The organism is Kribbella soli (assembly GCF_004331345.1).
In the GTDB taxonomy this organism is placed as follows: domain Bacteria; phylum Actinomycetota; class Actinomycetes; order Propionibacteriales; family Kribbellaceae; genus Kribbella; species Kribbella soli.
The window spans coordinates 279,498-304,789 of record NZ_SJJZ01000006.1; the positions used below are offsets into that span (position 1 = coordinate 279,498).

Consider the following 25,292-nt stretch of genomic DNA (forward strand, 5'->3'; position numbering starts at 1 on the left):
GAAGGACCACATCATGATCACTGCAAGGAAGTTGCTCGGCGCGCTCGCGCTGACCACGGCAGCGACGCTGACTGCCGCGTGCGGCGCATCCGGCACCGGGGCGGAGGGGTCGAAGGCCACCGACGTCAAACTGCGGATGACGGTCTGGACCTCCAACGAGGACCAACTCAAGCTGTTCAACGCGATCGGCGACGCCTACCGCGCCGACCACCCCGAGGTCAGCTCGATCACCTTCGAGAGCCTGCCGTTCGCCGACTACAACACCACCCTGACGACGCAGATCGCCGGCGGCAACGCGCCCGACCTGGCCTGGATGGGCGACCTGTCCAAGGACCTGATCGCCTCCGACGCGCTGGTCGGCCTGACCGACAAGCTGAAGGCGACCGACGGCTGGCAGTACGACGACCTGGTGGACAGCGCGACCAAGGAGTTCAGCCGCGACGGCAAGCTGTACGCCTACCCGTTCTCGAACTCGCCGTTCGCGCTGTACGTGAACACCGACCTGCTGGCGAAGGCCGGTCAGAAGATCGATCCGAAGACGCTGACCTGGGACCAGGTCGCCGCCGCGGGTGCCGCCGTCCACGCCAAGACCGGCAAGGCGGGCTTCGTCGTTCGGGACTTCGACTACAAGTCCTGGAACACGCTGGCCACGGTCTGGACCGGCTTCGGCGGCTCGGCGTGGAGCCCGGACGGAAAGACCTGCACGTTCGACAGCCCGGAGATGCAACGCGCCTTCACGTTCCTGCACGACGCGGCGTTCAAGACCAGCGCGATGCCCGGCCCCGGCACCAAGGCCGACTTCTTCGCCGGTGACGCCGCCTTCACCGTCGCCCAGGTCTCCCGGGCGTCGCTACTCACCGGGTCGTTCAAGTTCGGCCTGTACCCGCTACCGGCCGGACCGTCCGGCAAGTACGCCGTACTCGGCCAGGCCGGTGTCGGCGTCCTTGCCGCCAGCAAGCACCCGGACCAGGCGACAGACTTCCTTGCCTACCTGACGAATCCGGCGAACGCGGCGAAGCTGGCACAGTTCTTCCCGCCGCCCCGGAAGTCGCTGCTCACCGGCGCGAAGCTTGCCGAGAACAACAAGAAGCTGTCCGCGGCCCAGCTGCAGGAGGTCGTGGTCGACCAGCTGCCGAACGCCGTCACGCTGCCCAACCACACCAGCCCGGCCGAGATCGCCCAGAAGGGCAAGACCGCACTGGACGCACTGTGGAAGACCGACGCCGACATCCCCGCCGTCCTGAAGTCGGTCTGCACCGCGATCGATCCCATCCTGGCCAAGTGATGCGCTACTGGACCACACGCCGGCGAGATGTGCTGACCGGGTACCTGTTCATCGCGCCACAGTTCCTCGGTGTCGTGCTGTTCGTACTGATCCCGGTCGGCCTGGCGATCTGGTACAGCCTGAACAAGTGGAACGTCTTCACCGGCAAGCAGGTCTTCGTCGGCGCGGACCACTACGCCGCGCTGGCCTCCGACCCGCAGTTGCCATCGGTGCTGCTGGCAACAGTCGTCTTCTCCGGCGGCGTCGTGATCCTGAACATCACCCTCGGCCTGCTGATCGCCGTACTGCTGAACCGGCAGTTCCGCGGCGCGACGTTCTTCCGCACCTTGTTCTTCTCGCCGGTCGTGGTGTCCGTGGTGGCGTGGACCCTGGTCTGGGGCTTCCTGCTGCAGGACAACGGCGGGATCAACGGACTCCTGCACGCCATCGGTGTGGACGGGCCGAACTGGCTGCAGCACGGCGACACCGCGATGCTGTCGGTGATCGTCAGCCAGGTCGTCCGCAGCGTCGGTGTGAACATGGTGCTGTTCCTGGCGGCATTGCAGGGCGTGCCGTCGGAGCTGTACGAAGCGGCCCGGATCGACGGCGCGCGCAGCCGGTCGATCTTCGCCCGGATCACGCTGCCGCTGATCTCGCCGACGGTGCTGCTGACCGCGATCATCACCGTCGTCGGCGCGCTGCAGTCGTTCGCGCAGATCGCCGTACTGACCGGTGGCGGGCCGGAGCTGAGCACCACCGTGCTCGTGTACTACGTGTTCCAGCAGGCCTTCGAGTTCAACGACATCGGCTACGGCTCGACGCTCGCGCTGATGCTGTTGAGCTTCGTGATGGTGCTGACGCTGCTGCAATGGCAGCTGCGCCGGAAATGGGTGTTCCATGAGCAGTAGAACCTCGATGCCCCGACGGGTGCTGCTGGTGGCAGCGCTCGCCGTACTGGCGATTCCGTTCGCGGTGCCGACGATCTGGATGGTCGCGGCGTCGATCAAGCCGCTGCCCGAGATCTTCAAGGCGCCGCCGTCGCTGTGGACCGAGCATCCGACCCTGGCCGCGTACGGTGAAGCGTTCACGTTCCAGCCGTTCGCCCGGCAGTACCTGAACAGCGTCTACATCGCCGTACTCGTCACCCTGATCACGCTGCTGGTCTCGAGCATGGCCGGGTACGCCTTCGCCCGGATCCGGTTTCCTGGTGCCAACGCCCTGTTCCTGGTGGTGCTGACCGGCCTGCTGGTGCCGAGCGAGGTGACGATCGTCCCGCTGTTCCAGGTGTTCAAACGGGCCGGGCTGATCAACACCCACTGGCCGCTGATCCTGGTCACCGCGTTCGGCGCACCGTGCGTGCTGGCGAGCTTCATCATGCGGCAGTTCTTCATCGCCCTGCCCGCCGAACTCGAGGAGGCAGGGCGGCTCGACGGCCTCGGCCGCCCCGGGATCTGGTGGCGGATCTGCCTGCCGCTCGCCCGGCCGGCGCTGTCCGCGGTCGCGATCCTGACCTTCCTCGCCTCGTGGAACCTCTATCTCGAACCCACCGTCTACCTCACCTCGCCGGAGTTGTTCACGTTGCCGCAGGCCCTCACCCGATTCACCGACGCGTACGGCGCCGACATGTGGAACACGCAACTCGCCGCCGCCACCATGACCGTCCTCCCGGTCCTGATCGTGTTCGTCATCGCCCAACGCCAGTTCGTCGAGGGCCTGGCGCACTCGGGTCTCAAATGACGGAGCCGATCGTCTTCGAACACGGCCGGGTACAGATCCGGGTCGATCGCGGAGTCTTCGAACTGTTCGAGCGCAGCAAGGTCCTCAGGTCGTACCGGACCCCGCTGGAGTGGGTCAAGGTGCAGGTCCAGGTGCGCAAGCGCGGCGTCATCCTGCTGCACTTCTCGTACGTCGAGGACCTGGACGAACCGATCTACAGCCGCCTGATGAGCAGCGTGTACTCGCGCTCGACGATCGAGATCACGATGGCCGACGAGCCCGTCTACCGCGCCTTCTTCACCGAACTCGCCCAGCTCTCCGGCCGCCCGATCGACTGACGGCCGGTGCTGAGGGGTTTCCTCCGGCGGCGAGAACTGCTGTCCTGAACCCTGGGGATTTTCTTGGGGGGAAGTACAGATGAGTCTTTGGGATGACACGCCTGCGTCCTTGAAGAACGGTGGCGGGCTCGATGCGCTCGAGCCGGTGCTGGACAGCGTGGACACACCGACCGAGGAGGAACGCGTCGAGGACGACGGGTTCAGCTGGCGGGTGTGGAAGACGACCGTGGGTGGCGATCTGCCGCTCAGTCTCGATCCGGCGACGGGATCGTTCAACCGAAGTCCGGGAGCGGTGAACAGCACCGCCACACTGCTCACGTTTCCCGATCCGCGGGTCGGGGTCGAGTTCGCGCTCCGGCTGGACGCGCCGGGCGGTGATCCGGACGGGACCGTGCGGCTCGTGGTCGACACTCCACAGGCGATCGCACGGTTGCCGTTCCTGCGGGGTGCGAAGCTCGACGCGCAGGGACAACTGCGTGCCGATCCGGCCAACCCGGATGTCCGGTTCCACCTGCCTGCGTTGCGGGTCCGGCTGTTGCGACCTGTCGGGCAGGGTCTCGAGGTCAAGCTGCTGAGCAGTACGGTCAGTGGTCATCCTCCGCAGGATCAGATCTTCGACTTCATCCGGATGGAGCCGGCCCATGCGTTGATCGGTCCGGGTGAGGTGGTCGGGTTCGCCTTCCGCAGCGCCACCCTGGATCTGACGGGTGAAGCCGGCCCGTCCGGCGTACCGGCGAATGCGCGGACGCAGCCGACCGATTGGCAGGGGTTGTATCTGCCCGAGGTCAGGCTCTTCGTCGCGCCGACCGGGCTCGAAGGGCTGGCGGTCAGCGCCGGAGTACGGGACCTGTGGATCGGGATCGGTCAGCACGCGGGGGTGACCGGGCTGTTCGAGGCCGAGGTGGTGAACCGCGGCCAGTCGCCGACGGTCCGGCTCGCGTTCCAGGGTCCGGCCGGTGAGTGGTATCCGGTGCCGGACACCGACCCGATACCGAATCCGGTCGACCTGCCCGACAGCGCAACGCTGTACATCACGGCCGGCGGCGGACTCGCGCCGTACAAGTATCGCGTCACCGTCAACGGCGGCGATCCCACCACCCTCGACCGCCGGACGATCCTGCTCCCGGCCGCCGGAACGATGGCGCTGGAGATCAAGGTCACCGATGCGGGCCTGCACGAGCTGATCAGGAACATCTCCGTCCGCAAGGCGACCGCAACGCCGGTCACTCCGCCTCCCCCGCCAGGTGGCGAAGTCGTACCGCGAACTGTCACCAGCACCGGCCATCGCGTGGTCGTCACCAGTCAGACCGACAGCAACGCAACTGTGAGACTCGATCCGGACGATGGCGGCGACATCGCCTGGTCGTGGCCCGGCGGCTCCGCCAACGGCGACACCGCCGTGATCCCGGTGGCAGCCGGCGCGACCGTGACGGTGACCGCGACCAGGACAGTCACCCCCGCCGCAGTGGCCGAGTTCAGCGCCTACACCTTGTTCAACCACCCGACGACGACCGAGTTCCCCACCGGCACCAGCACCAACTGGACCACCGTCGCGGACAACATCCGCACCTCCCCCGCATCGTCTCGCCAGGAATGGGGCGCCGCGCAGCCCTTTCTCGGCCCGGACTCGCGGGCCCGGCTGGAACAGATCCCGAAGTCCACGCCGCTGGTCGTCGAGGGCTTCGCGTCGTTCGAGGGCCACACCGACCCGGACGCCGTCACTCGGAACCTCGAGCTCAGCAGGCGGCGCCGGGATGCGTTGATCCAACTGCTGACCACGGAACTGCAGTTCACCACCGTGACTCCCGGCACCGCACACGGTCAGGGGACCGCGGCAGGTAGCACGACGCCGGCGCCCGGCTCGGCGCACTGGTGGCGGGCGACCGCCAAACCAGCACTGGTGGCACCAACCACCGAAACCGTCACCGCGGACCTGACCCGCCCAGCGGCCGCGACCACCACGGAAGTCGACCCCGAGCCACCGCGCCAACTGGTCCCCGACTGCTTCCGCAAGATCGGCGTCCGGGTCGAACTGATCCGCGGCACCTTCGTGCGCGCCGAGATCTACGGCGAGTTCGACGTCCGTACCGCGGCCGAAGCGCGCCTGGACGAGCACACGGACGAGGAACTCCCGGCCAGGACCAATCCGAGCGACGGCATCTGCACGTTTCTGGTCCGGCTCAAGGTCGCCGAGGACCGCTCGTCCTGGGAGACCAGTGCCGAGTTCCGGGCCATCGAAGGCGATCTCGACGGCCTCGCCAAGGTCGAGCGAGCGTCCGCGGGCTCGAACACCGCGCTCAACATCCTCGGTGCGGTCTCCGCCCTCTCCCCGCTCCTGGCCGCGGTCACGCCGCCGAGTCCGACAGCAGGCGAGCTGGTTCCGCTCGTTGTCCTCGGCAGCGCCGCGGTCGGGCTGGGTGCCGGCGGCCAGATCCAGACCCAGTACGTCGTCCTGCGCGGCGGGCAGCTCGTGGTCACCGACGGCCTCGTGAACCCGGCCACCGGCAGCGGCCCGACCACCACCCAGATCAGCGTGCTGCTCGATCTCGAGACCGCGTTCTCGTTCGACCTCGGCTTCATCAAGGTCGATCCGCAGAAGCCGATCGTGACCCGCTACCAAGCGGTCGGAATCAGAAGCACGTGGGACACCGAGAACAACGGCGACGGGACGGTCGAGTACGTGCCGCTGCCCGTGTTCGACCCGAGCCGCGGCTACACGCTCGACGTACCGGCCGGGTCGTTGATGGCCGCGCCGCCGTTGGATTCGTTGCTCCGGGTGCTCGGCGTTCGCGCGAGCCGACTCAACCCGACCTACTTGGAAGTGGAAGTCGGCCTCGGAGTCGATCTCGGCATCGTCACCGTCGACACCGTTCGGGTCCGGCTCCGGCTCGACGCCTTCGAGGCGCCGCAACTCACCAAGCTCGGCGCCACTCTGGACATCCCAGGCGCGATTCACGGCACCGGCTACCTGGAGATCACCGATCTCGGGTTCAAGGGCGCTTTCGATCTGACCTTCCCGTCGATCGGCCTGCGCGCGAGTGCCACGCTCGCGTTGGAGAGCCGGGCCGGCACGACCGGAGTGCTGGTCGGGGCCGAGGTCGAGTTCCCGGTGCCGTTGCCGCTGGGCAACTCGGGGCTGGGGATCTTCGGCTTCCTGGGCGGGGTCGGGGTCAACTACCGCAGGCTCGAGCAGACCGGAGTCCAGGCGCCGGCGTTGAAGTGGCTGGAGAATCAGCTCACGCCTGCCCGCGGGTTCAGCGTGATGCATCCGGCGGGCTGGGAGCTCAACCCCGGCAGCTTCGCGATCGCCGCGGGCATGATGCTCGGCACCGCCGAAGGTGGCTTCCTGATCCACCTCAAGGGGATCGTGCTGGTCGAGGTGCCCGGGCCGCGGCTGTTGCTGGTGATGAAGGCCGACGTACTGAAGATGCCGCCGGTCCTGAAGGCGCAGAGCAGTGCCACCTTCCTGGCCGTGCTCGACCTCGACTTCGGCCGCGGCACGATCACGATCGGCATCGTCGCGGAGTACAGCATTCTCAAGCTGCTGAAGATCCGCGTCCCGGTGACCGCGTTCTTCCATCTGTCGCAGGCGCAGAACTGGTTCATCGATCTCGGCACCTACACCGACCCGGTGACGGTCTCGATCCTCGACGTCTTCCGCGGCACCGGCTATCTGATGATCCACGGCGACGGCACCACGCTCGCCAATCCGAAGCTGCCGATCACCACCAACGGTCTGGCGATCGCGGTCGGCTTCCACCTGCAGTGCGTGCTGATGGGCAGCAAGTCCGTCGGCCTGTACTTCGAGGTCGCGGCCGGGTTCGACGCGCTGATCTCGTTCGAGCCTTTCGGTCTGGGCGGGATGATCTACGCCCGGGGCGAGCTGCGGCTGTGGATCGTCGGCATCTCGGCGCGGGCCGAACTGACCGTGCTGGTCGGCCGCCGCGGCAGCACCGACACGACCAGCATCACCGGCCGGGTCTGCGGCAAGGTCGACTTTTTCTTCTTCAGCGTCGAGGGCTGCATCAAGCTCGAGATCGGCGGCGGCCCACCGGACCCGGCCGATCCTCCGGAGCTGATCGGCGGGGTGAAACTTGTCAGCCGCTCCCCCGCCCTCGTCGAGGGCAGCGCGACCGATCGGGCCGTCGACGGCGCGTTGGGTGACGCAGCAGCTCAGTCCGGCGACCCGATACCGACCGTTCCGTTGGATGCGGTTCCGGTCGTCCTGTTCAAGACCCCGCCGAGTGTCCTGCCGGGCAACGTCGTACTTGGTGGTGAGGCGCGCGGTACCTCCGGCGCCGGAGCCGACCCGTGGGTGCGCCGAGGCGACAACTGGTGGCGTTTCCAGCTCACCAGCGTCGAGTTGATCGGCGACCTGCAGCCGGATCCGCCCGCAGGCAAGACACCCGCGACCTGGTGGGCACGCAGCGCGCCCGGCCAGTCCCAACTCGGCCCGGCGCTCGCGTTGCTGAGCTGGTTGCCAACGCCCGCACCGCGAGCCGTCCCGTACGGCGAAAGCCTCACCACCACGGTCAACGAACAATGGGGACACATCTGCAGCGACCCCGCCCGCCCGGCGCCGGTCGTGTGGACCTTCGACAACAAGCCGACCGGACCGAGTCCGACCGGCTGGCGCCTGACCGGCATCCCCTGGCCGGACCAGCCGGGCGACTTCCGCAGCACGCCGGTCGACGCCAAGCTCGACGTCACCGAGACCTGGCGGACCCACCATCCGCTCGCCGATCTCTTGCAGGGCACGGATCCTGCGGTCGTCGTCGGCGACTCGGTGCCGTGTCCGACCGGCCACATCGATCACGTCGACTCGATCCAGGTCTGGCAGAGCGGCAACCCGCTGACCTTCAGCAACGCCGCGCTGCCGATGAACGGCGAGGCTCTGCAGGAGGTCGTGGACCTGCTCGCCACCGGTACGTCGCTGGCCGACCTCGGTGCGGCATGGGCCGAAACGGCTTGGGACAAAGAGCTTTCCGACCAGCCACTGGGATGCCAGGGCCGGATCCTGCGTTCACCGTCGGGCGACGAACCCGACCCGGCGCCGTACGGGACCGAGGAAGAACGCGAGCTGGTCAAGAAGATCTGGGAGGAGACCGGGTTCAAGCCGTCGGACTTCGGCAACACCGTGCGGCTCTCGGTGGACGGCGGTCTCGAAGCGCTCGAACTCCTCCTGCTGGTGTCCGAGCGGATGCTCAACGAGGGCCTGATCATCACCTGCCGCAAGAGCGACGGTTCGGTCGTCGCGCAGCAGCCGGTCACCCCGGACAGCATGGTGACGTCGACCAACCCGCTGCCAGGCGAGTGGACCGACCCGGCCGGCCCCTGGGCCGACCCGATCGAACGCGCCGGGCGGATCGCGGCCCGGGTCGTCGCCGAAGAACGCGACCTGCTGCTCTGCCGCGTTGTCGTCGACGTACCGGGCAGCGTTGCCGTGGTGGAGCTCGGCGCCGATCGCCGCGAGAGGTTCCTGACCGGTACGCCGTACTGGCTGGTCGCCGCGGCCGGGATCACCACCGCCGAGCGGTGGCGTTTCGACTACGACACCCAGGTCATCACGACCGACCGCGATCTGCTCGAATCCACCCTGACCCAGGACCCGACCGACGTCGCCTTGCTCGTGCCGTCGCAGTCGTACACGGTCAGGGTCAAGTACCGCGCCCAGTCCGTGGCCGGTGCGAACAAGCCGTCACCCACCGAGCCGGAGAACTGGGGCGGCGAGGAGACGCGGGACTTCCAGTTCGCGGCGGACGGGCCGGACGAGGTACCTCGTGATCTCGGGCCATGGTTGCTGGCCACCGCGCCGGCGATGAACGAGACCGGCATCTTCTGCGCCGAGCCGATCCGGATCGCGCTCGCCACCCAGAACGTGACCGCCCTCTTCGACGCGTACGGCGAGGAGTTGCGCGTCCACGTGCAGGCCTCGTCCGGCTTCCATCCCGAACCACCAGGTGGCGGCCTCTCACTCACCCTGCCCTATCAACTGACCGGCCAGGGCGGGGTGATGGGTGCACTGACACCAGACCTGGGCCAGGTCATGAACCCGTGGCAGCAGGCGGTGACCGAAATGCTCGACGAGCTGCCGTGCACCGACAGCAGTGGCAGCAGCACCCACGGCACGATCCTGACGCTGCCCTACGACCTGCAGCCGCTCACCGACTACCTGGTCGACATCGAAGCCGTACCGAAGGGGGCACCTGACAACGCCCACGGCAGGCGCATCTACCGGGTCGGCTTCACCACCTCTCGCTTCGACACGGTCGGCGACCTGGCGAAGCTCATCCGGCTCGGAACCCGCGCGGACCGACATGTGCCGACTCCGACCGCGCTGTCCGCACTACCTCTGACCCCGGCCGGCGACGTCCTGGACACGGTCTACCAGTCCGCCGGGCTCGCCATCCCGCAAGTACCTCGCTATCCCGCGGCCGAAGTGCTCTGGTCCGGTGAGGCCGTACCGCAGCCGGTCGCGGTCGTCGTGGAATGCAGCGAGGCGATGTGGCGCTCGCGGCCGATGCCTACCGTCGTCGAGGGGCCACCCGACCCATCAGCCGGGCCGGGTCACAAGTGGTGGGCCGCAGTCGAGGGTGACTGGCTCTCGCTCGAGCCGAGCACCGCAGCGGTCGCGGCCGGCGATCTACCAAGAGCCGGCATCACCAAACTCGTGAAAGGACCAGGCGGCACCCGAGCCGTCATCCTGCTCGCCCCAGGCTCCCGCGGCTCCGAGCTGCGCCTGGATCTTGTACTCGCCGGTGACGCACTCGCCGGTACTCCGGAACAGCGGGCCGAGGCCTTGCGCATCGCCCTGCACCGGGCGCCCTGGGAGGTGGAGGACTGATGGCTCGTCGAATCGCCTGGCCCTACTGGTTCCGCGCCGAAGCAGCCAAGATCCCGTGGCCCGTCCTTGCCGAGCAGCACCTGCAGCAGGTTCGTCAGCACCACGTCGTGATCGACGACCGGCTGCTGGAGCACCTGAAGACGATCCGGGAGAAGCGGCCCACCGAGATCCAGTTGCGCTGGATCTGCGCCAAGGAACTCGGTGTTCCGTCCGAGCCGTTCGTCGTGTGGCAGCGGCCGCGACGGGACCAGCCCGAGCGCGCCGACTTCACCCAGCTCCCGGTCAAGGGCGGCCTAGGACTGAACTGGAGCAGAGTCGCCTCGTACGTCGAAGTCGAGTGCGACCCGATCGACCCGGGTCGCCCTGTCGGGCTACTGGTCACCCGCGGTGCTCTGGGCCTCGAGGCCACCGTCGGAGCCGCCGCCGTCACCAGTGTCGGAGGTGCTCGGGTGCGGCTCGTCGTCCGATGCCCGGGCGGCACGAGAGCGCTACTGGTCAACGGACACAGCCCGGACCTCCGGATCGAGCTACTCCAGCAGGTGCTCGACGACGACGAGTGGACGCGGCTCGAACGCGTAGGCCTGCCGGTGGACTCCCCCTGGCCCGGTACGTCGTACGACACCGGACCGCAGGGTTTCTTCGACAACCCGGTGGATCCGGTCGAGGCAGCCCTGCAGCGACTCAAGCGCGGCGGTCCCCCGGTCGGCTGGTACCCAGTCACCGCCACGAGCCGTACTGCGCCGCTCTGGGCGCCACCGGACTACGGCATGCTGCTCAAGGAGATCCGCAACGAGACCCTGCCCCGGATCGAGCGGATCTACCGCCCGGCCCTTCCGCCGTACGAGCAGCAGAACGTGCTCGACACCGGACCGGTCGACGGTCCGAGTGGGTCTTCCTTGACCGCGACTGCCGAGCTGCCTGTGCTCTCACTGCTGACCCTGCCTGCGAGTGCGGACCCGTTCCTGGCCCTGGGACTCGGCTTCGGAACCAGCTACCTGGAGGAACTTCAGCACGACCAGCCGGGCGTGGGTGGTGACGACCTGATGGTCACCGCCGAGTACTCGGACACGCCCAACGGGATGGGTTCCACCGCGATGGCGGCGTACCTGCCGTCCTTCCCGCAGCACGTGAACACCGCGACGCCGCTCAATGTCGCGGCTGTCCGCGATGGGCTGGTGGCGCCCGAAGTACCGGATCGACCGTGGCGCGAGACGGTGCGCATCTCGTGGTTCCGGCCGCCGAGCACGGCCGCGCTCGGGCAAGGAACCGGCGGATCACTGGCTCGCTTCGAGTCGCCGGCCGACACGACCGCGGAGTGCTTGCTGCCGCTGCGGCCCGCGGGCGACTTCCGGCCGCTGCTTCCGGTGCCTGACGGTCCGGAGGATCAGCCGGAGTTCCGCCGGACGAGCATCGTCGACGCCGCCGCCGAGATCCCGCTCGGAAGCGGCGGGCGCAGTCCGGGCTATCCGGTCGCGGTTCAGGATGTCTTCGGCGTTTGGTCGAAATGGGAGGACGCGCTGTACGCCGGCGACGAACCTGCTCCGCCCCGGCCGCGGATCATCGCGATGGCGCTCAACTCCACCTTCACCGGTTCGACCTCGTGCCCCGCGACGCTCGAGGTCGAGCTCGCGGTGGGCTGGGAAGACCGTACGCCGGTCGCGGTCGACCTGCGCGTCGTGATGTTCCCGATGGCGTCGTCGACCAGTCCGCCACCGGCGGGTGTTACGCCGTTCGGTGCCGCACCCGCTGGTTGCTTTCGGCGGGATGTGGCGCTGAGCTTCGCGGGTCACGAGTTGCAGGGCGGCGCCGGAGTACAGGTAGAGCATCTGGACTCGGCCGGTGAGAACGTCGTACCGGCTGGGCCTGCACAGGGCGAAGAAGGCCGCCGGTACAAGCTGCGGATCTCTGTGCCCGTCCTGGACTTCGGAGTGACAGCGCGCTGGGGTGCGGCTTTGTGGACGCGGTCCCACCTGCTGATCGGGGTCACGTCCGGCCTGACGCCGGCTGCGGCAAGTCCTGCGCTGACAAGTGCGGCGACGCCAGTCCCGGTCGCGCCGATTCCGCCGCCGCTGCCGCCCGGTGTCCCGATGGGAAGCGCACCCGACGCGCAAGGCTGCTCGCACGCGAGGGTGCAGTGGTCTGTGCCCGCCGGTGCGCAACTCCAAGCAGACAAGGGAATCATCGTCTGGGAGATCGCCGAGACGGCCCTTCGTCAATCCGTCGGGCTCCCGGCCCGAGCGGCCGAAGGCACGCTGCCCGGCGTACGGCTGCAACAACTCTGGGACTCGTACGACGCCCTCCCGGCTGACCGCCGCCGGTCGATCTTCCGGCGTCTGATGGTGCTGCCCGGCTCGGCTCGCGAAGCGGACGTCACCCTGCCCAAGGGATCCACGGACATCCACCTGTTCACCGTGACCACGCTGTCCACGTCAGGCATCGAGTCGGCCTGGCCTGGCGGCGCGCCCGCTCACGAAAGCCTGCAGGCCGTCGCGGCACCGCGACTGCGTCGTCCCGCGGCGCCTGTCGTCAGTTCGGTCATCGGAGTCGCGGGCACCGTCGCCCTGACCATGACCTCGGCGAGCCGCGTGCCGGTCCGCGAGTTCCGGCTGTTCCGGACGCGATCCGAGGTCGCCGCGCGATCCTTCGAGTCGATGGGACCAGCGTTCGCCGTCGTACCGGCTGTTCCGCCCGGCGCAGGGCAGCCACCCGACCCGGTCACTGGCGAGTTGACCTACACGGCCAACTGGACGGGTGCGTTCGGTCCGTCGTGGGACGACTGGTTTGTGCGGGCGGTCGCCATACCGGTTGATGCTGTGCCGGTTGCGGCCGTGCGTGGTCTGCCGTCGACTGCCTGCGAACCAGTGGTCGTGACAGTCCTTCCAGGAACGGCGCCCGACCTGGCTCCGCTCGTCGCTACGCCGATCGGCACAGGCGAGCTGATCCTGGTGACGACGTCAACCTCGGCACCTCCCCGAGAGGTTGCTCTGGGGAACCACCGCATCTCGGTCGAGGTACAGGGCGCTGCTGGGGTGGTCAACGTCGATCCGCTCCCACTTCAAGAGGTAGCGGAAGGCCCGGTCTCCGGACCGCCGCCGGCCAACGCCGACCCAGGTGCAGCCCTGGTCCGCGGACCGCGAGCGGTCGGCCGAACGCCACTCGGCGTATGGCTCACCCGGCCCGACAGCGGCCAGCCGGTCGACGTCTTCGTCCGGCTGGTCGATCCGCTCGGCCGGCTCGCCGAACAGCAGGTCACCGTGCCGGCGTTCGTTGCCGAACCGCCCAGTCTCGATCTGATCGACATCTTCACGATCGTCGGCCGCGGTGTGGTGGCACGGCTCCGCTCGGATGCCGATGTCGCAGCTCAACCCCCTTACGTTCTGGGGGTTCAAGCCCAGCAGACCCGCCGTCCGTTCCCGATCGGTCCGCTACCACCACCGGTCCGGGCTCGCTTCGAGCTCGACGACATCCCGGCCCGCCCGGGCCCCTTCCCGAGCGCCGACCCCATCCAAGCCGTCCGGGTGACCGAGGACCCGCCGCACGAGTATCAGATCCTCATCCGGCTGGCACCCCCGATGGTCGTCACCTTCGTGCTGCGTGCTCCCAACGGCGCCCAGACCCAAGTAGTCGCCGAGGTCACAACCTAGATCTTGCATCTGTTTTGTTAGTCGGCTAAGTTTTGTGATTAGCCGACTAACAATATATGCAGGAGGACGGGTCATGGACCTGGGTTTGAAGGATGCCGCGGTGCTGGTGACGGGTGGGTCGTCGGGGATCGGGCGGGCTACCGCGATCGCTTACGGGCGGGAAGGCGCCCGGGTCGCGATCACCTACAACTCACAGAAGGACGCGGCCGAGGCCGTCGCGGAGGAGATCGAGGCGGCCGGTGGTACGGCGTACGTCGTCCAGCTGGATCTCGGTGCCCCGGAGACGATCGCGGCCGCCGTCGCGTCGACGGTGGAGCACTGGGGCGGACTGGACGCCGTGGTCGCGAACGCGGTCAGCTGGGGAACGCTCGGGTACGACGACCGGCCGGAGCGGATCGAGGACTCCCGGGTCGAGTGGTGGACCGAGATCATCCGGGCCAACCTCGAGGGGAACTTCCACCTCGTCCAGCAGGTCGCCCCGGCACTCCGCGCCTCCGAACACGGCCGCCTGGTGCTGATCTCGACGGACCTCGCCGAGCGCGGGATGCGCGGTTCCTGGGCGTACGGCGCCGCGAAGGCGGGACTGCACGGCCTGGCGGCGAGTCTGCAGCACGATCTCGGCGCGGACGGCGTACTGGTCAATGTCGTCCTTCCCGGCATCACGCTGGAGAACGGGGCGCACCGGGTCATCCCCCGCCAGGCGCTGGACCGGATCGCGGCCGGATTCACCGCGAGGCACCTCCCGGACGCGTCCGAGCTCGCCGACGCGATCCTGTTCCTGACCTCGCCCCGCACCAAGGCGATCCAGGGCCAACTGCTGCACGTGACCGGCGGAGACCTGATCCCCGCGTAATGCAGCGTCGACGGCGCCGACGCTTGTACGGTGGGCTGAGGAGTACTCCGGAAAAGGAGCGTCGCGATGGCCCGGGCACTGATCGTGGTTGATGTGCAGAACGACTTCTGCGAAGGCGGGAGCCTGGCCGTGGCCGGTGGCGCCGACGTCGCGTTCCGGATCGGCGAACTGCTGCACCACTGGCACGAGGCCGAGCCCGACGAGCGGCAGTATGCGTACGTCGTGGCCACCCGGGATCACCACATCGACCCGGGTGACCACTTCTCCAGAGAGCCCGACTTCGTGAACTCCTGGCCGCGGCACTGCGTGGCCGGCACCGACGGCGTCAGCTTCCACCCGAACCTGGACCCGCAGCCGTTCGACGCGATCTTCGACAAGGGCGAGTACGCGGCCGCGTATTCCGGCTTCGAGGGCAAGTCGCACGAGGGCGGTCACACGCTCGCCGACTGGCTGCGCGGCAAGGGCGTCACCGATGTCGACGTCTGCGGCATCGCAACCGACTACTGCGTCCGCGCCACCGCCCTCGACGCCCGCCAAGAAGGCTTCACCACCACAGTCCTCACCACCCTCACCGCAGGAGTAGCCGAGTCCACCACCACCCAAGCCCTAACCGACCTCCGAACCGCAGGCGTAACCCTCACCTAACCGCTCCGCGCCGACCCTTCGCTGCCGCCACACTTTGTGCACCCACCGCCCATTTCAGGCGCCGGAAAATGGTCGGTGGGTGCACAAAGTGGGCGCCGCAGGCTCCTATCTGACGGGGGCTCCTGGGCCGAGGGGGATTCCGAGGGCCCACCAGGCGAGGAACAGGAGGGTCCAGGCGATGGTCATGGAGACTGCGAGTGGGACTGTGTACGACGCCAGCGTGCCGACGCCGGCGTCTTTGCGGTAGCGCTGGAGGAAGCCGAGGGCCATCACGAAGTACGGGCTCATCGGCGTGATCGCCGTCGAGCCTGAGTCGGCGATCCGGAAGAGGGCCTGGGTGGTTTCGGCTGGGACGTTGAGCAGGAGCATCATCGGCACCAGGATCGGCGCGGTCAGGGACCACATCGCGGAGCCGCTCGTCACGAGCACGTTGATCACCGTCAGCAGCGCGAGGATGCCGAGGAAGATCACCACCTTCGGCGCCCCGAGATCGCCGAGCACCCGGGCCGACTCCGCGGACAGCAGGTCGCCGATGTTGCTCCAGTCGAAGTACGCGAGGAACTGCGCGATCGCGAAGAACAGCACGAGCACCGGCGCCATCTGCTTGATGCCTTCGGCCATCAGCTTCGGTACGTCGGCGGCGCGCTCGATCGCCTTCACGGTCACGCCGTACGTGATGCCGACCAGGCCGAAGAGGACGGCGACCACCATCGCGATGCCGTCCAGGAACGGTGAGTCGACGATGCTGCCGTCCTTGCCGCGCAGCGGTGAGCCGTGCGGCAGCAGGACCGCGACGATCGCGACGGCCGCGACCAGGAACACGATCCCGGCCCGGCGCAGACCCTTGCGTTCGGCAACAGACACGGACAGCTGATCCGCGTCGTCGCCGGGCGCTTCAGGGTCGGCGTCGAGGTCGGTCCGCTTGCTCAGCACCAGTCGCGTGACGAGGGTGATCACCAGCGCCAGCAGGACCGACGACGCGATGTTGAAGAACCAGTTCGACAGCACCGAGACATGAGCATCCGGATCCACTGTGCGAGCGGCGGCCGTGGTGATGCCGGCGAAGATCGCGTCGTTCGGGGTCGGGATCGGGCTGGCGTCGTACCCGGAGGCGATCGCGGTGTACGCGACCACGATGCCGAGGATCGGCGACCGGCCGACCGCGCGGAACGCGAGCCCGCCGAGCGGCACCAGGATGATGTACGCCGCCGCCGACGCGACATGCGCCATCGTGCCGGCGAACGCGACCGCGAACACCACCATCGACTGCGGCACCCGGGACACGCTGACCCGCATCAGTACCTGCAGGAACCCGGTCCGCTCGGCCAGCGCGACGCCCATGATCACGACCACGATCGTGGCCATCGGCGGGAACTCGGCGAAGTTCGAGATCGCCGTCGACACCGCCATCTGCAGGCCGTCGCCGGACAGTAGGTTCTGGACCGCGACCTCCTTGCCGTCCTTCGGCGAGAGCACAGACACGTCCAGCGCGGACAGGATCGCGCTGACCACGGCCAGGATCGCCGACAGGATCCAGAACAGCCAGAACGGATGCGGCAGCGCGTTCCCGATCCGCTCGATGACCGCCATCGCCCGGACCAGGCGCGGCAGCTCCCTCGTGTCGGTTGCCGTACTCATAACGTGTGCGCCTTGAAGAACGCGCCGATCAACTCGTGCGCTTCGAACGTCTGCGTCACGTAGCCCGGGCCGGATGTCGCGTCCGATCCCGGCCAACTGTGCCCGCCGTCGGTGACCGCGACGTGCACGACGTCGGCCGTGCAGCCCTTGTAGGTGAACTTCAGTACGTCGTCACCGATCCGGCTCGTCTTCGGTTCCGGATCGCAGTGGTCGCGGACCGTCCAGTCCCGGACCCAGGTCTCTACGTCGGGGAGGTCGCGCTGACCGTCACCGCCGTACGGGATCGTGGTGTCGCCGGTGCCGTGGATGTTGAGCACCGGGACCGGGCGACTAGGCGCGCAGTGCGTGCCCTCGATGTAGAACGCGCCGGAGACCGGGGCGATCGCCGCGATCCGGTCGGCGAGCCGGCAGGCGAGGATGCCGGTGAAGCCCGCGCCGTTGGACTTGCCGGTCACGTAGACGGCGTCCGTGTCGACGCAGTACGACGCCTCCAGCTGGTCGAGCAGGTCCTCGGTGAACTGCACGTCGTCGACACCCTTGGCGGAGTACGGCGCGCCCTGCCAGGCCTGCTTGTTCTCGTCGCCGATCACACCGTTGGGGTAGGCAACGATCGCGTCGAGCTTCGACAGGTCGGAGAACGCCTCGGTCTGGGCGCCGGTCTTGCCGCGGCCGTGGTACACGAGGATGAGTCGCCTGGCCTTGGAGCTCTGGTAGTTGTCCGGCACGTGCAGGCGATAGGTGCGCGTGAGGCCGCCGCTGGTGACGGTGTAGTCGCCGCTCGGTGCGGCCTGCTTGCCACAGCCGGCGCTGTGAGCGCCGACTGCCGTTGCCGTGGGCAACGTGGTGGCGGCGGTCACCAGAGCCGCCGCTCCTAGCAGCGCACCAAACCGGCGGGCGGTACGGCGTGGGATTTTGGGCCGTGCGAGGTTCATCAGGGGCCTCCTCGGGGGCATGCGGCCTGCAGGCGGGCAGGCTCGCGCCTGGACCTCCCTGAGCGAAGGTCCAGTGTTCGGGGGTGCAGCGTCAGGCCGAGAGCAACTCGTCGGCGAAGGCGGCGATCCGGTCGGCGGCGGTCTCCACGAGGAGCCGGCCGTCCTCGGCTGTGGCGCGGCGGGGATCACCCAGCACGCCACGCTTGTGGTACGCGTCGAACCCGACGGACAGCCGCGGTCCGCGCGACTGCCGGGAGAGCCGGGCCGTGGTGGTCAGGTCGTCGAGCGTGGTGGCGCCGGGTTCCAGGCGGTCGGCCTGGACCAGGTCCGGTGCGAGGTACAGCATCTGCGCGGTCTCCGCCTCACCGGCGTGACCGTGCACCTCGCTGACTCCTGTGATCAGGTCCGAAACGACGGACGTGACCGGGGTCCACGCGAACGTGAGCTCGCTGCGGACGTACTCCTGCGCGAGCACGGACAGGGCGGCGTTGTTCCCTCCGTGCCCTGTAATCACCAGGAACTGCCGCCAGCCGTGGTCGTGCAGGCTGGACACCAGATCCCGGAGAACTTGCAGGAACGTTGCCGGTGACAACGTCATCGTCCCGGGGAACGCCATGTGGTGCGGCGAGACGCCGTACGGGACGGCCGGGGCGATCACCGCGCGACCGGCCAGCCGTTCCGCGACCCGCTCGGCGACACCGACGGCGCGGACGGTGTCGGTGGACATCGCCATCCCGCCGCCATGCTGTTCCTGCGCGCCGACCGGAACGATCACCAGCGGGGACCGGCGTACGGCGGCCTGCGCTTCATCGGTCGTCATCTCGGCAAGCTTCACGACAGCTCCGGCGAGGACTCGACGGCGCGGCGGATGTTGTCGAGGTGCTCCCGGGTCAGCCGCTCGGCCTGTACGGCGTCCTGTGCGCGGACGGCCTCGACGATCGCCTGGTGCTCCTCGTGATCACGTCCGCGGTTGTCGTACAACGCACGGATCTGCTGCTGCTCGCGGACGCGAACCTTCAGCAGCGACGCCAGAACCTCTTGCAGCAAAGGGTTCCCGGACGCGGCCGCGAGCTCGACATGGAAGTTCAGCGCGAACGCCGGTCCACCGGGCGGGACGAGCGCGTTGGTGACCGCGGCCTCCAGGCGCTCCAGGTTCTCGGCTTGGCGCGCCAGGGCCGACTGCGCCGCGACGGCCGGCTCGATCACCAGGCGCGCACTGATCAGCTGCAACACCGAGTCCTTCGTGATCGGCGGCCGGTGCGGATTCGCCAGTACGACGTTGTTGATCGTCGGGCCGACGTACGTCCCGGAGCCGTGCCGGAACTCGACCGCCCCGGTCGCCTCGAGCTTCCGCAGCGCCTCCCGCACCGTCGGCGTGGTGATCGCGAACCGCTTCGCCAACTCGCGCGCCGACGGGATCGCGTCACCGGGCCGCAGCCCGCCGTCCCGGATGATCCCGAGGATCGACTCGGTCAACCGGTCCGACAAACTGGGCAGCGCCTCAGATGCTGAGTAAGTCACGAAGTGACTAAATCACTTAGCCACATCCCGGTCAAGACCTCGAACGAGTAGTTCTGCTCAGTCGCGGTGACCGTCCGTGCCCGTACCTTGCTGGCATGAAGGAGCGCACCTGGGCGGGTTCGATCGTCGTCATCGGGTTCCGGGCCCTGGGCATCGGTCTCGGCGTGGCCGTCGTCGTCGGGATCATCGTGACGAGCGTCCAGTCCGCGAACTGCCTGCCCGACGAGGAATGCTGGGCGGCCGTCGGCGGCATCGCGTACGGCGCTCTCGGCGGCGGGATCGCGATGGCGCTCGCGATCCTGGTATTCGCGATCCGTCTGCACGTCGGCGCGATCTTCGGCACCGGCGCCGCGGTCGGAGTACTGGCTCTGCTCGCCGCGGCATGGGCAGCCCTCCTCGGGTGGGCCCAGCCACTCCTCTTGCTGGCCGCTGTCGCGTTCTCGGCCAGCGCGGTTCTCCAGCGCTGCCATCGGCCGACCGACGGCGGGCACCGGCAGTGGACGCGGCCGTCGACGGGGGCGGTTCTGATCGCGGCAGGCGTCGTACTCCTCGGCGCCCTTCCGGCCGGGTTCAAGCTCGCCAAGGTGTGGTCGGAAGAGCGGCGGATCGAGGCTGTCATCGCCCGACCGCTGCAGACCGACCTGGACGGCACCTGGCCCTACTCCGTGCGCTCGTGGGACTCCGGGTTCGAGTACGACGTGATGGAGCCCCCGTCGAACGGACAGCGGATCGCCGAGGTCTCTGTCACCGTTCGCAACGCGGCCCCGGACCAGGCGCCGTGCACCGGCTTCACCGACCGTATCGAAGGCCCGGTCACGGTCACCGGCTGCACGGAACTCGTCCCGAACCTGTGGCAAGCACACGGCGCCCACGGCGAGACCCAGTACTTCGTCCACGCCGGGGATCGCCAGTGGGCCTACGTTCGGGCCGGAACCTATGGCGGCGCGGACGTCCAGCGACAGCACGACGCCCGCGCCGAACGGATCGCGAGATCTCTGCGACCGCGCTCAGCCTTTCCCCTTGCCGCCGAATCGGTCGGCTGCGGCTTCTGCGAGTGGCTGGCGTAACAGCCACTCGCAGCGAACGCCGAGCGGGTCAGGGGGTGACGGTGATGGGGGCGCCGTTCGAGACCAGGGACCAGTCGCCGGTGTGGAAGGTGTTCGGGTTGACCTCGCCGGTGGCGGTGACGTAGTCGATCATCAGCTGGCGGATCTCGACCTGGCGGTTGTAGACGACCGGTGCGGTCTTGACGTGCGGGAAGTTGCCGCCGCCGGACTGGCGGTAGTTGTTGACCGCGACAACGAACTGCTGGTCGGCCGCGACCGGCGTGCCGTCGTACGCGAGGTCCGTGATCCGCGCGCCGGCTGCCTTGGCGATGTCGATCTTGTAGGTCAGGGGCTTCGACAGGCCGCCGAGGATGTCGTAGTTGTAATCCGGCGTACCGTTCGGCGCGGTCGGGGTCGGGGCGTTGGTGACCTGGTCGGACGGGAACGGCCCGGTGCCGGTCACCTGCTTGAAGTACTGCGCGGAGAACTCCAGGTAGTCCTTGATCTGCGCACCCGTCATCGTCACCCCGAGCAGCGTGTTGTCGAAGACGTAGAGCCCGGCGACGTCGCGGATCGACACGTCGCCGGCCGGGATCGCGGCGGCCCGGTTGAACGGGGCCGCGATCGCGAGCACCGGCAGCGACGCCTGCGGCGTACCGACGAGGGCCTTCGAGACCGCGTCGGCCTGGATGAAGTTGACGAAGTCCAGCGCGGCGGTGTCCTCCCACGGCGCGGTCGCCGCGGACATCGCCTCGGTGCAGGTGCCGATCTTCGAGTTCACGTACTCGACGACCTTGTCGTGGTCCTTCTGCAGCAGCGCGACGACGTCCGGGTCGGCGCCGACGGTGTTCGCGTTCAGCACCTGGCTGTGCCGGCCGACGACCTTCCACTGCCCGTGGACCTTCTGCAGGTCGAGGTCGAACAGCGACAGCCGCATACCCCACTTCAGCGGCTCGCTGAGCACCACCTGCTCGCCGCTCGTCTTGTTCGTGACGAGCCGCTCGGGGATCTCCAGGTGCGCGTGACCGACCAGGACGGCGTCGATACCCGGGACGGTCTCGGCCATCAGCACCGACGCGTTCTCCGGGTACGGCAGCGCGTCGCCGTACGACGAGGACAGGTCCATCCCCGAGTGCACGGAGGCGATCACGACGTCGGCACCGGCCTTGCGGACCCGCGGCGCCCAGATCTTCGCGAGCTCGACGATGCCGCCGAACTTCAGCTTGTTCTCGACGTTCGCCTTGTCCCAGATCGCGATCCCCGGGTTGGTCAGGCCGAGGATGCCGACGGTGATCGGCTTCTCCCCCGGCACGTGCACCCGCTTCAGCGTGTACGGCGGGAACACCGGCAGGCCTGTGGTCCAGTCCTGGGCGTTCGCGCCGAGCAGCGGGAACCGCAGCTGCCGCTGGAACTTGCGGAGGATGTCGAGGCCGTAGTTGAACTCGTGGTTGCCGAGCGCGGCGGCGTCGTACCCGATCCGGTTCATCGCGGCCGCCATCGGGTGCGTGTGACCGCCGGTGATGGGCTCGATCTTCGCGAAGTAGTACGCCAGCGGCGTGCCCTGGATGGTGTCGCCGGCGTCCAGCAGCAGCGGGCGCGGCGCCCGCCGGTCCGCGGCGATCCGGTCCCGGACCGCGCTGACCAGCGTCGAGATCTTGGCCAGGCCGATGTCGTTGTGCGCGCTGTCGTCGTACTCGGTGTTCTTGAAGTAGTCCCAGTTGAAGACGTTGCCGTGCAGGTCGGTGGTGCCCATCACGGTCAGCCGGACGGTCTTCCCGGGCCCGCCGCGGTCGTCACCGGCGTACGCCGGGACCGCCTGGAAACCGGCCGCGGCCAGCGCCGCCGCCCCACCGATCACCGTGCGTCGTGTCATGCTCGTCCGCTCACCGCTGTCCGTCATCGCCCCGCCTCACAGGTCCGTACGCCGGGATCTCCGGCCCGAAAGCACACGATACGGGCGACACACCCCCACCCCGTGAACGCATGGCCCCGCCCACGCGAGAAGATGGCCCTCATGACCAAGCCGCCCGGCAAAGTCCTGCCGTTGGTCGCCGCCCTCCTTTGCGGTGCCGTCCTCGCCCAAGCCGCCACGCCCTCCGACCACTCCGTCACGTCCGCAGCCGCGCCTGTCTCCCCGACGTCCGGCCACGGACTGCTGGGTACGCCGGTCACGTCCAAGCGCGGCGAACCGTCGTCGACCAAACAACCCACGCCGCCTGCCAAGCCCCCGGTCGCCAAGCCGCCTGCTGACGACTGGAACCTGGCGGCGCACGGGAAGGTGCTCTACCTGACCTTCGACGACGGTCCCCAGCACGAGTGGACCCCGAGGGTCCTGCAGGTACTGCGTAAGCACAAGGCCCACGCGACCTTCTTCGTGCTCGGGATCCAGGTGGCGCAGTACCCGGAACTGATCGCCGCCGAGCGGGCCGCCGGGCACACCGTCGGCAACCACACCTGGGACCACAAGACGCTGACCCTGTTGCCGGACGCGAAGGTGCGGCAGGAGATCGCGATGGGCGTGAAGTCGAAGTGCCTGCGGCCGCCGACCGGTGCCACGAACGCGAAGATCCAGGCGATCGCCGCGGCGTACCACCAGCGGCAGGTGCTCTGGGACGTCGACACGAAGGACTGGGAGAAGCCCGGCGCCGCCAGCATCGAGCACGCGATCATGGCCGGGGCCCGTCCCGGGGCGATCATCCTGATGCACGACGGCGGCGGCAACCGCTCCGAGACCGTCGCGGCCCTCGACCGAGCCCTGACCAAGCTCACCAAGCTCGGCTACACGTACCGCTCGCTGCCCTGCTAACGCGCGACGCCCTCGATACCGAGTTCGAGCGCGGCGGGGCGGCGTCGCAGTACTTCGTCGCGCATCGGGCCGACCACGAAGCTTTCGTCCATGACCTGAGCTTCGCAGGTCGGCAGGTCAGCGCAGCACGCCTGCGGCGCCGTCGGAGAAGTGCCTGATGGCCTCGTCGATGACGTGCACCGGCTGGTCGAGCGCCTTGACCAGGAACATGCCGGTGGGGCGCAGCAGTGGGTTCGGCTTGACGACGCTGCGGACGGACGGCTGGTCGAGACCGCGGACACCGGCCGTCGTCGCGCCGACGCCGCGGACCAGAGCCAGGTCGAGCATGTACTGGCCGAGCAGCTTGTGCTGTGTGAAGCCGCGGACGGTTGCCCATGGCAGTACGACGGGGAAGGCGGCGCCGTCGCAGGCCAGCTCGAGGCCCTTGGCGGAGATCCGCATCGCCACCGGCGGCAGCTCGTTGGCGTCGTACCACTCCACCCGCTCGGCCTGCACGCGGTACACCAGGACCGTGCTGAGCACCAGCGGGATCATTGCCACGATCAACAACAGCGCGAACGGCCACATCCCGGAGCCGCGGAAGGCGATCAGCGCGTAGATCGCGGCGACGATACCGATCGCGCCGAGGGCCAGCGTCACCCACGCACCGCGCCGCTCCACGGTCCGCACCACCTCGCGCCGGCGCAGCACCGCATCCCGGTCGACCCCGACCACGAACGACTGCCCTGGATCCCGTGGCGGCACCTGCACCTCCGGCCCGGCCTCTGAAGTACTGACCTCTGAAACCTGTGAAGCTACGTCCCCGTCCTCACTCACAGGGGACAGAATCCCACAGACTGTCAGTTCTTGCGGCGACCTGCCCAGGTCCAGGCGTAGACGCCGTCGTCGACCGCCTGGCCGCCCTCGCCGAGTTCGAGCGGGCGGAAGGTGTCGACCATGACGGCCAGTTCCTCGAAGCGCTCGGCACCCAGCGAGGCCTCGATCGCCGACGGCTGCGGCCCGTGGGCGTACCCGCCGGGGTGCAGCGAGATCGACCCGAGCCCGATCCCGGAGCCCTTCCGCGCCTCGTAGTCGCCGCCGCAGTAGAACATCACCTCGTCGGAGTCGACGTTCGAGTGGTAGTACGGCACCGGCACCGACAACGGGTGGTAGTCGACCTTCCGCGGCACGAAGTTGCAGACCACGAAGTTGTACCCCTCGAACACCTGGTGCACGGGCGGCGGCTGGTGCACCCGCCCGGTGATCGGCTCGAAGTCGCTCACGTTGAACGTGTACGGGTACAGGCAGCCGTCCCACCCGACCACGTCGAACGGGTGGGTCGCGTACGTCATCCGGCTGCCGACGATCCCGCCGGCCCCGTTCCCGCGGTGCTTGACGAGCACCTCGACGTCGGTCCCCTCGACCACCAGCGGCTCGATGGTGGGGTGCAGGTCGCGTTCGCAGTACGGCGAGTGCTCGAGGAACTGGCCGTACCGGGACAGGTAGCGCTTCGGCGGCGCGATATGCGAGTTCGCCTCGATGGCGTACGCGTGCACGCCCTCCGGCCCGGGCAGCCAGCGGTGCGTGGTCGCGCGCGGGATGATCACGTAGTCGCCCTGGACCGCGTTCAGTACGCCGAACACGGTCTCCACGGTCGCCGAGCCCTTCTCGACGTACACGCACTCGTCGCCGATCGCGTTCCGGTAGTACGGCGACGGCTGCTCGGCCACGACGTACGAGATCCGGACGTCACCGTTGCCGAGCACGAGCCGCCTGTCCTCCACGGCGTTCGACTTGGACGTCTCGGTGAACAGGTCGTGCAGCTTCAGGTGCCGCGGCGTGAGCGGGTGGTTCGCGACGGTGGCGAGATCCGGCAGGTCCCACACCTGGGAATCGACGATCGCGGACGGTACGCCGGCGTGGTACAGCAGCGACGAGTCCGACGAGAACCCCTCCTCCCCCATCAGCTCCTCGTAGTACAGCCCGCCGTCCGGTTTCCGGAACTGCGTGTGCCGCTTCGGTGGAACTTCCCCGACCTGCCGGTAGAACGCCATCTCCGCCACTCC

At 68.6% G+C, this 25,292-nt stretch carries 17 protein-coding genes; 10 read left to right on the forward strand and 7 right to left on the reverse strand.

Annotated features, from left to right (window positions below; all coding sequences use genetic code 11):
• Nucleotides 1-13 precede the first annotated feature (13 nt).
• From E0H45_RS40450 to E0H45_RS40485, 8 genes are all read left to right on the forward strand, one after another.
• The gene (locus E0H45_RS40450; RefSeq protein ID WP_131347790.1) at nt 14-1,285 is read left to right on the forward strand and encodes an ABC transporter substrate-binding protein; all 1,272 of its coding nucleotides are present in this window, start codon (nt 14-16) and stop codon (nt 1,283-1,285) included.
• Nucleotides 1,285-2,172, forward strand: a complete 888-nt coding sequence (locus E0H45_RS40455) for a carbohydrate ABC transporter permease (protein WP_131348295.1) — start codon at nt 1,285-1,287, stop codon at nt 2,170-2,172. Before E0H45_RS40450 ends, E0H45_RS40455 begins: the two co-directional genes overlap by 1 nt.
• Nucleotides 2,162-3,001, forward strand: coding sequence for a carbohydrate ABC transporter permease (locus E0H45_RS40460; RefSeq protein WP_131347792.1), 840 nt, complete (start codon nt 2,162-2,164; stop codon nt 2,999-3,001). Before E0H45_RS40455 ends, E0H45_RS40460 begins: the two co-directional genes overlap by 11 nt.
• Nucleotides 2,998-3,318 (forward strand): hypothetical protein, encoded by a 321-nt coding sequence (locus tag E0H45_RS40465; RefSeq protein WP_131347794.1) that lies wholly within the window; start codon nt 2,998-3,000, stop codon nt 3,316-3,318. The genes E0H45_RS40460 and E0H45_RS40465 overlap by 4 nt, the downstream gene beginning before the upstream one ends.
• Before the next feature lie 79 nt (nt 3,319-3,397).
• Nucleotides 3,398-10,162, forward strand: a complete 6,765-nt coding sequence (locus E0H45_RS40470) for a DUF6603 domain-containing protein (RefSeq protein WP_131347796.1) — start codon at nt 3,398-3,400, stop codon at nt 10,160-10,162.
• Nucleotides 10,162-13,806 (forward strand): hypothetical protein, encoded by a 3,645-nt coding sequence (locus tag E0H45_RS40475; protein WP_131347798.1) that lies wholly within the window; start codon nt 10,162-10,164, stop codon nt 13,804-13,806. The genes E0H45_RS40470 and E0H45_RS40475 overlap by 1 nt, the downstream gene beginning before the upstream one ends.
• Before the next feature lie 73 nt (nt 13,807-13,879).
• Nucleotides 13,880-14,659, forward strand: coding sequence for an SDR family NAD(P)-dependent oxidoreductase (locus E0H45_RS40480; protein WP_131347800.1), 780 nt, complete (start codon nt 13,880-13,882; stop codon nt 14,657-14,659).
• Between the two features lie 66 nt (nt 14,660-14,725).
• Nucleotides 14,726-15,304 carry an isochorismatase family protein gene (locus tag E0H45_RS40485; RefSeq protein ID WP_131347802.1) on the forward strand — a complete coding sequence of 193 codons (579 nt, stop codon included), beginning with the start codon at nt 14,726-14,728 and terminating at the stop codon, nt 15,302-15,304.
• Between the two features lie 105 nt (nt 15,305-15,409).
• Here the strand turns inward: E0H45_RS40485 and E0H45_RS40490 are convergent, their stop codons facing one another.
• From E0H45_RS40490 to E0H45_RS40505, 4 genes are all read right to left on the reverse strand, one after another.
• Nucleotides 15,410-16,942: an AbgT family transporter gene (locus E0H45_RS40490; protein WP_131347804.1), complete on the reverse strand. Its 1,533-nt coding sequence runs from the start codon at nt 16,940-16,942 to the stop codon at nt 15,410-15,412.
• Nucleotides 16,939-17,874 (reverse strand): CE1 family esterase, encoded by a 936-nt coding sequence (locus E0H45_RS40495; protein WP_131347806.1) that lies wholly within the window; start codon nt 17,872-17,874, stop codon nt 16,939-16,941. Before E0H45_RS40495 ends, E0H45_RS40490 begins: the two co-directional genes overlap by 4 nt.
• 91 nt (nt 17,875-17,965) lie before the next feature.
• Nucleotides 17,966-18,694: a creatininase family protein gene (locus E0H45_RS40500; RefSeq protein WP_131347808.1), complete on the reverse strand. Its 729-nt coding sequence runs from the start codon at nt 18,692-18,694 to the stop codon at nt 17,966-17,968.
• Between the two features lie 11 nt (nt 18,695-18,705).
• A complete protein-coding gene (locus E0H45_RS40505; RefSeq protein WP_238155676.1) occupies nt 18,706-19,395 on the reverse strand; it encodes a FadR/GntR family transcriptional regulator in 690 nt (229 codons plus the stop codon).
• A gap of 95 nt (nt 19,396-19,490) precedes the next feature.
• Here E0H45_RS40505 and E0H45_RS40510 point away from each other — a divergent pair, with 95 nt between their 5' ends.
• A complete protein-coding gene (locus tag E0H45_RS40510; protein ID WP_131347810.1) occupies nt 19,491-20,462 on the forward strand; it encodes a hypothetical protein in 972 nt (323 codons plus the stop codon).
• Nucleotides 20,463-20,490: 28 nt separating this feature from the next.
• Here E0H45_RS40510 and E0H45_RS40515 read toward each other — a convergent pair whose 3' ends face one another.
• Nucleotides 20,491-22,341: a bifunctional metallophosphatase/5'-nucleotidase gene (locus E0H45_RS40515; RefSeq protein WP_131347812.1), complete on the reverse strand. Its 1,851-nt coding sequence runs from the start codon at nt 22,339-22,341 to the stop codon at nt 20,491-20,493.
• Nucleotides 22,342-22,455: 114 nt separating this feature from the next.
• On the opposite strand from E0H45_RS40515, the gene E0H45_RS40520 reads away from it, so the two are divergent.
• Complete coding sequence (locus tag E0H45_RS40520) at nt 22,456-23,247, forward strand: polysaccharide deacetylase family protein (protein ID WP_131347814.1); 792 nt, start codon at nt 22,456-22,458, stop codon at nt 23,245-23,247.
• A 117-nt stretch (nt 23,248-23,364) separates the two neighbouring features.
• Here E0H45_RS40520 and E0H45_RS40525 read toward each other — a convergent pair whose 3' ends face one another.
• Nucleotides 23,365-24,063, reverse strand: coding sequence for a Hint domain-containing protein (locus E0H45_RS40525; protein WP_238155677.1), 699 nt, complete (start codon nt 24,061-24,063; stop codon nt 23,365-23,367).
• 23 nt (nt 24,064-24,086) lie between these two features.
• Nucleotides 24,087-25,280 carry a homogentisate 1,2-dioxygenase gene (locus E0H45_RS40530; RefSeq protein WP_131347816.1) on the reverse strand — a complete coding sequence of 398 codons (1,194 nt, stop codon included), beginning with the start codon at nt 25,278-25,280 and terminating at the stop codon, nt 24,087-24,089.
• Nucleotides 25,281-25,292 lie beyond the last annotated feature (12 nt).

What these genes read in the sequence shown, in the direction of transcription:
- E0H45_RS40450 (WP_131347790.1), top strand. Translation starts at nt 14, where the DNA reads ATGATCACTGCAAGGAAGTTGCTCGGCGCGCTCGCGCTGACCACGGCA.
- E0H45_RS40455 (WP_131348295.1), top strand. Translation starts at nt 1,285, where the DNA reads ATGCGCTACTGGACCACACGCCGGCGAGATGTGCTGACCGGGTACCTG.
- E0H45_RS40460 (WP_131347792.1), top strand. Translation starts at nt 2,162, where the DNA reads ATGAGCAGTAGAACCTCGATGCCCCGACGGGTGCTGCTGGTGGCAGCG.
- E0H45_RS40465 (WP_131347794.1), top strand. Translation starts at nt 2,998, where the DNA reads ATGACGGAGCCGATCGTCTTCGAACACGGCCGGGTACAGATCCGGGTC.
- E0H45_RS40470 (WP_131347796.1), top strand. Translation starts at nt 3,398, where the DNA reads ATGAGTCTTTGGGATGACACGCCTGCGTCCTTGAAGAACGGTGGCGGG.
- E0H45_RS40475 (WP_131347798.1), top strand. Translation starts at nt 10,162, where the DNA reads ATGGCTCGTCGAATCGCCTGGCCCTACTGGTTCCGCGCCGAAGCAGCC.
- E0H45_RS40480 (WP_131347800.1), top strand. Translation starts at nt 13,880, where the DNA reads ATGGACCTGGGTTTGAAGGATGCCGCGGTGCTGGTGACGGGTGGGTCG.
- E0H45_RS40485 (WP_131347802.1), top strand. Translation starts at nt 14,726, where the DNA reads ATGGCCCGGGCACTGATCGTGGTTGATGTGCAGAACGACTTCTGCGAA.
- E0H45_RS40490 (WP_131347804.1), bottom strand. Translation starts at nt 16,942, where the DNA reads ATGAGTACGGCAACCGACACGAGGGAGCTGCCGCGCCTGGTCCGGGCG.
- E0H45_RS40495 (WP_131347806.1), bottom strand. Translation starts at nt 17,874, where the DNA reads ATGAACCTCGCACGGCCCAAAATCCCACGCCGTACCGCCCGCCGGTTT.
- E0H45_RS40500 (WP_131347808.1), bottom strand. Translation starts at nt 18,694, where the DNA reads ATGACGACCGATGAAGCGCAGGCCGCCGTACGCCGGTCCCCGCTGGTG.
- E0H45_RS40510 (WP_131347810.1), top strand. Translation starts at nt 19,491, where the DNA reads ATGAAGGAGCGCACCTGGGCGGGTTCGATCGTCGTCATCGGGTTCCGG.
- E0H45_RS40515 (WP_131347812.1), bottom strand. Translation starts at nt 22,341, where the DNA reads ATGACGGACAGCGGTGAGCGGACGAGCATGACACGACGCACGGTGATC.
- E0H45_RS40520 (WP_131347814.1), top strand. Translation starts at nt 22,456, where the DNA reads ATGACCAAGCCGCCCGGCAAAGTCCTGCCGTTGGTCGCCGCCCTCCTT.
- E0H45_RS40530 (WP_131347816.1), bottom strand. Translation starts at nt 25,280, where the DNA reads ATGGCGTTCTACCGGCAGGTCGGGGAAGTTCCACCGAAGCGGCACACG.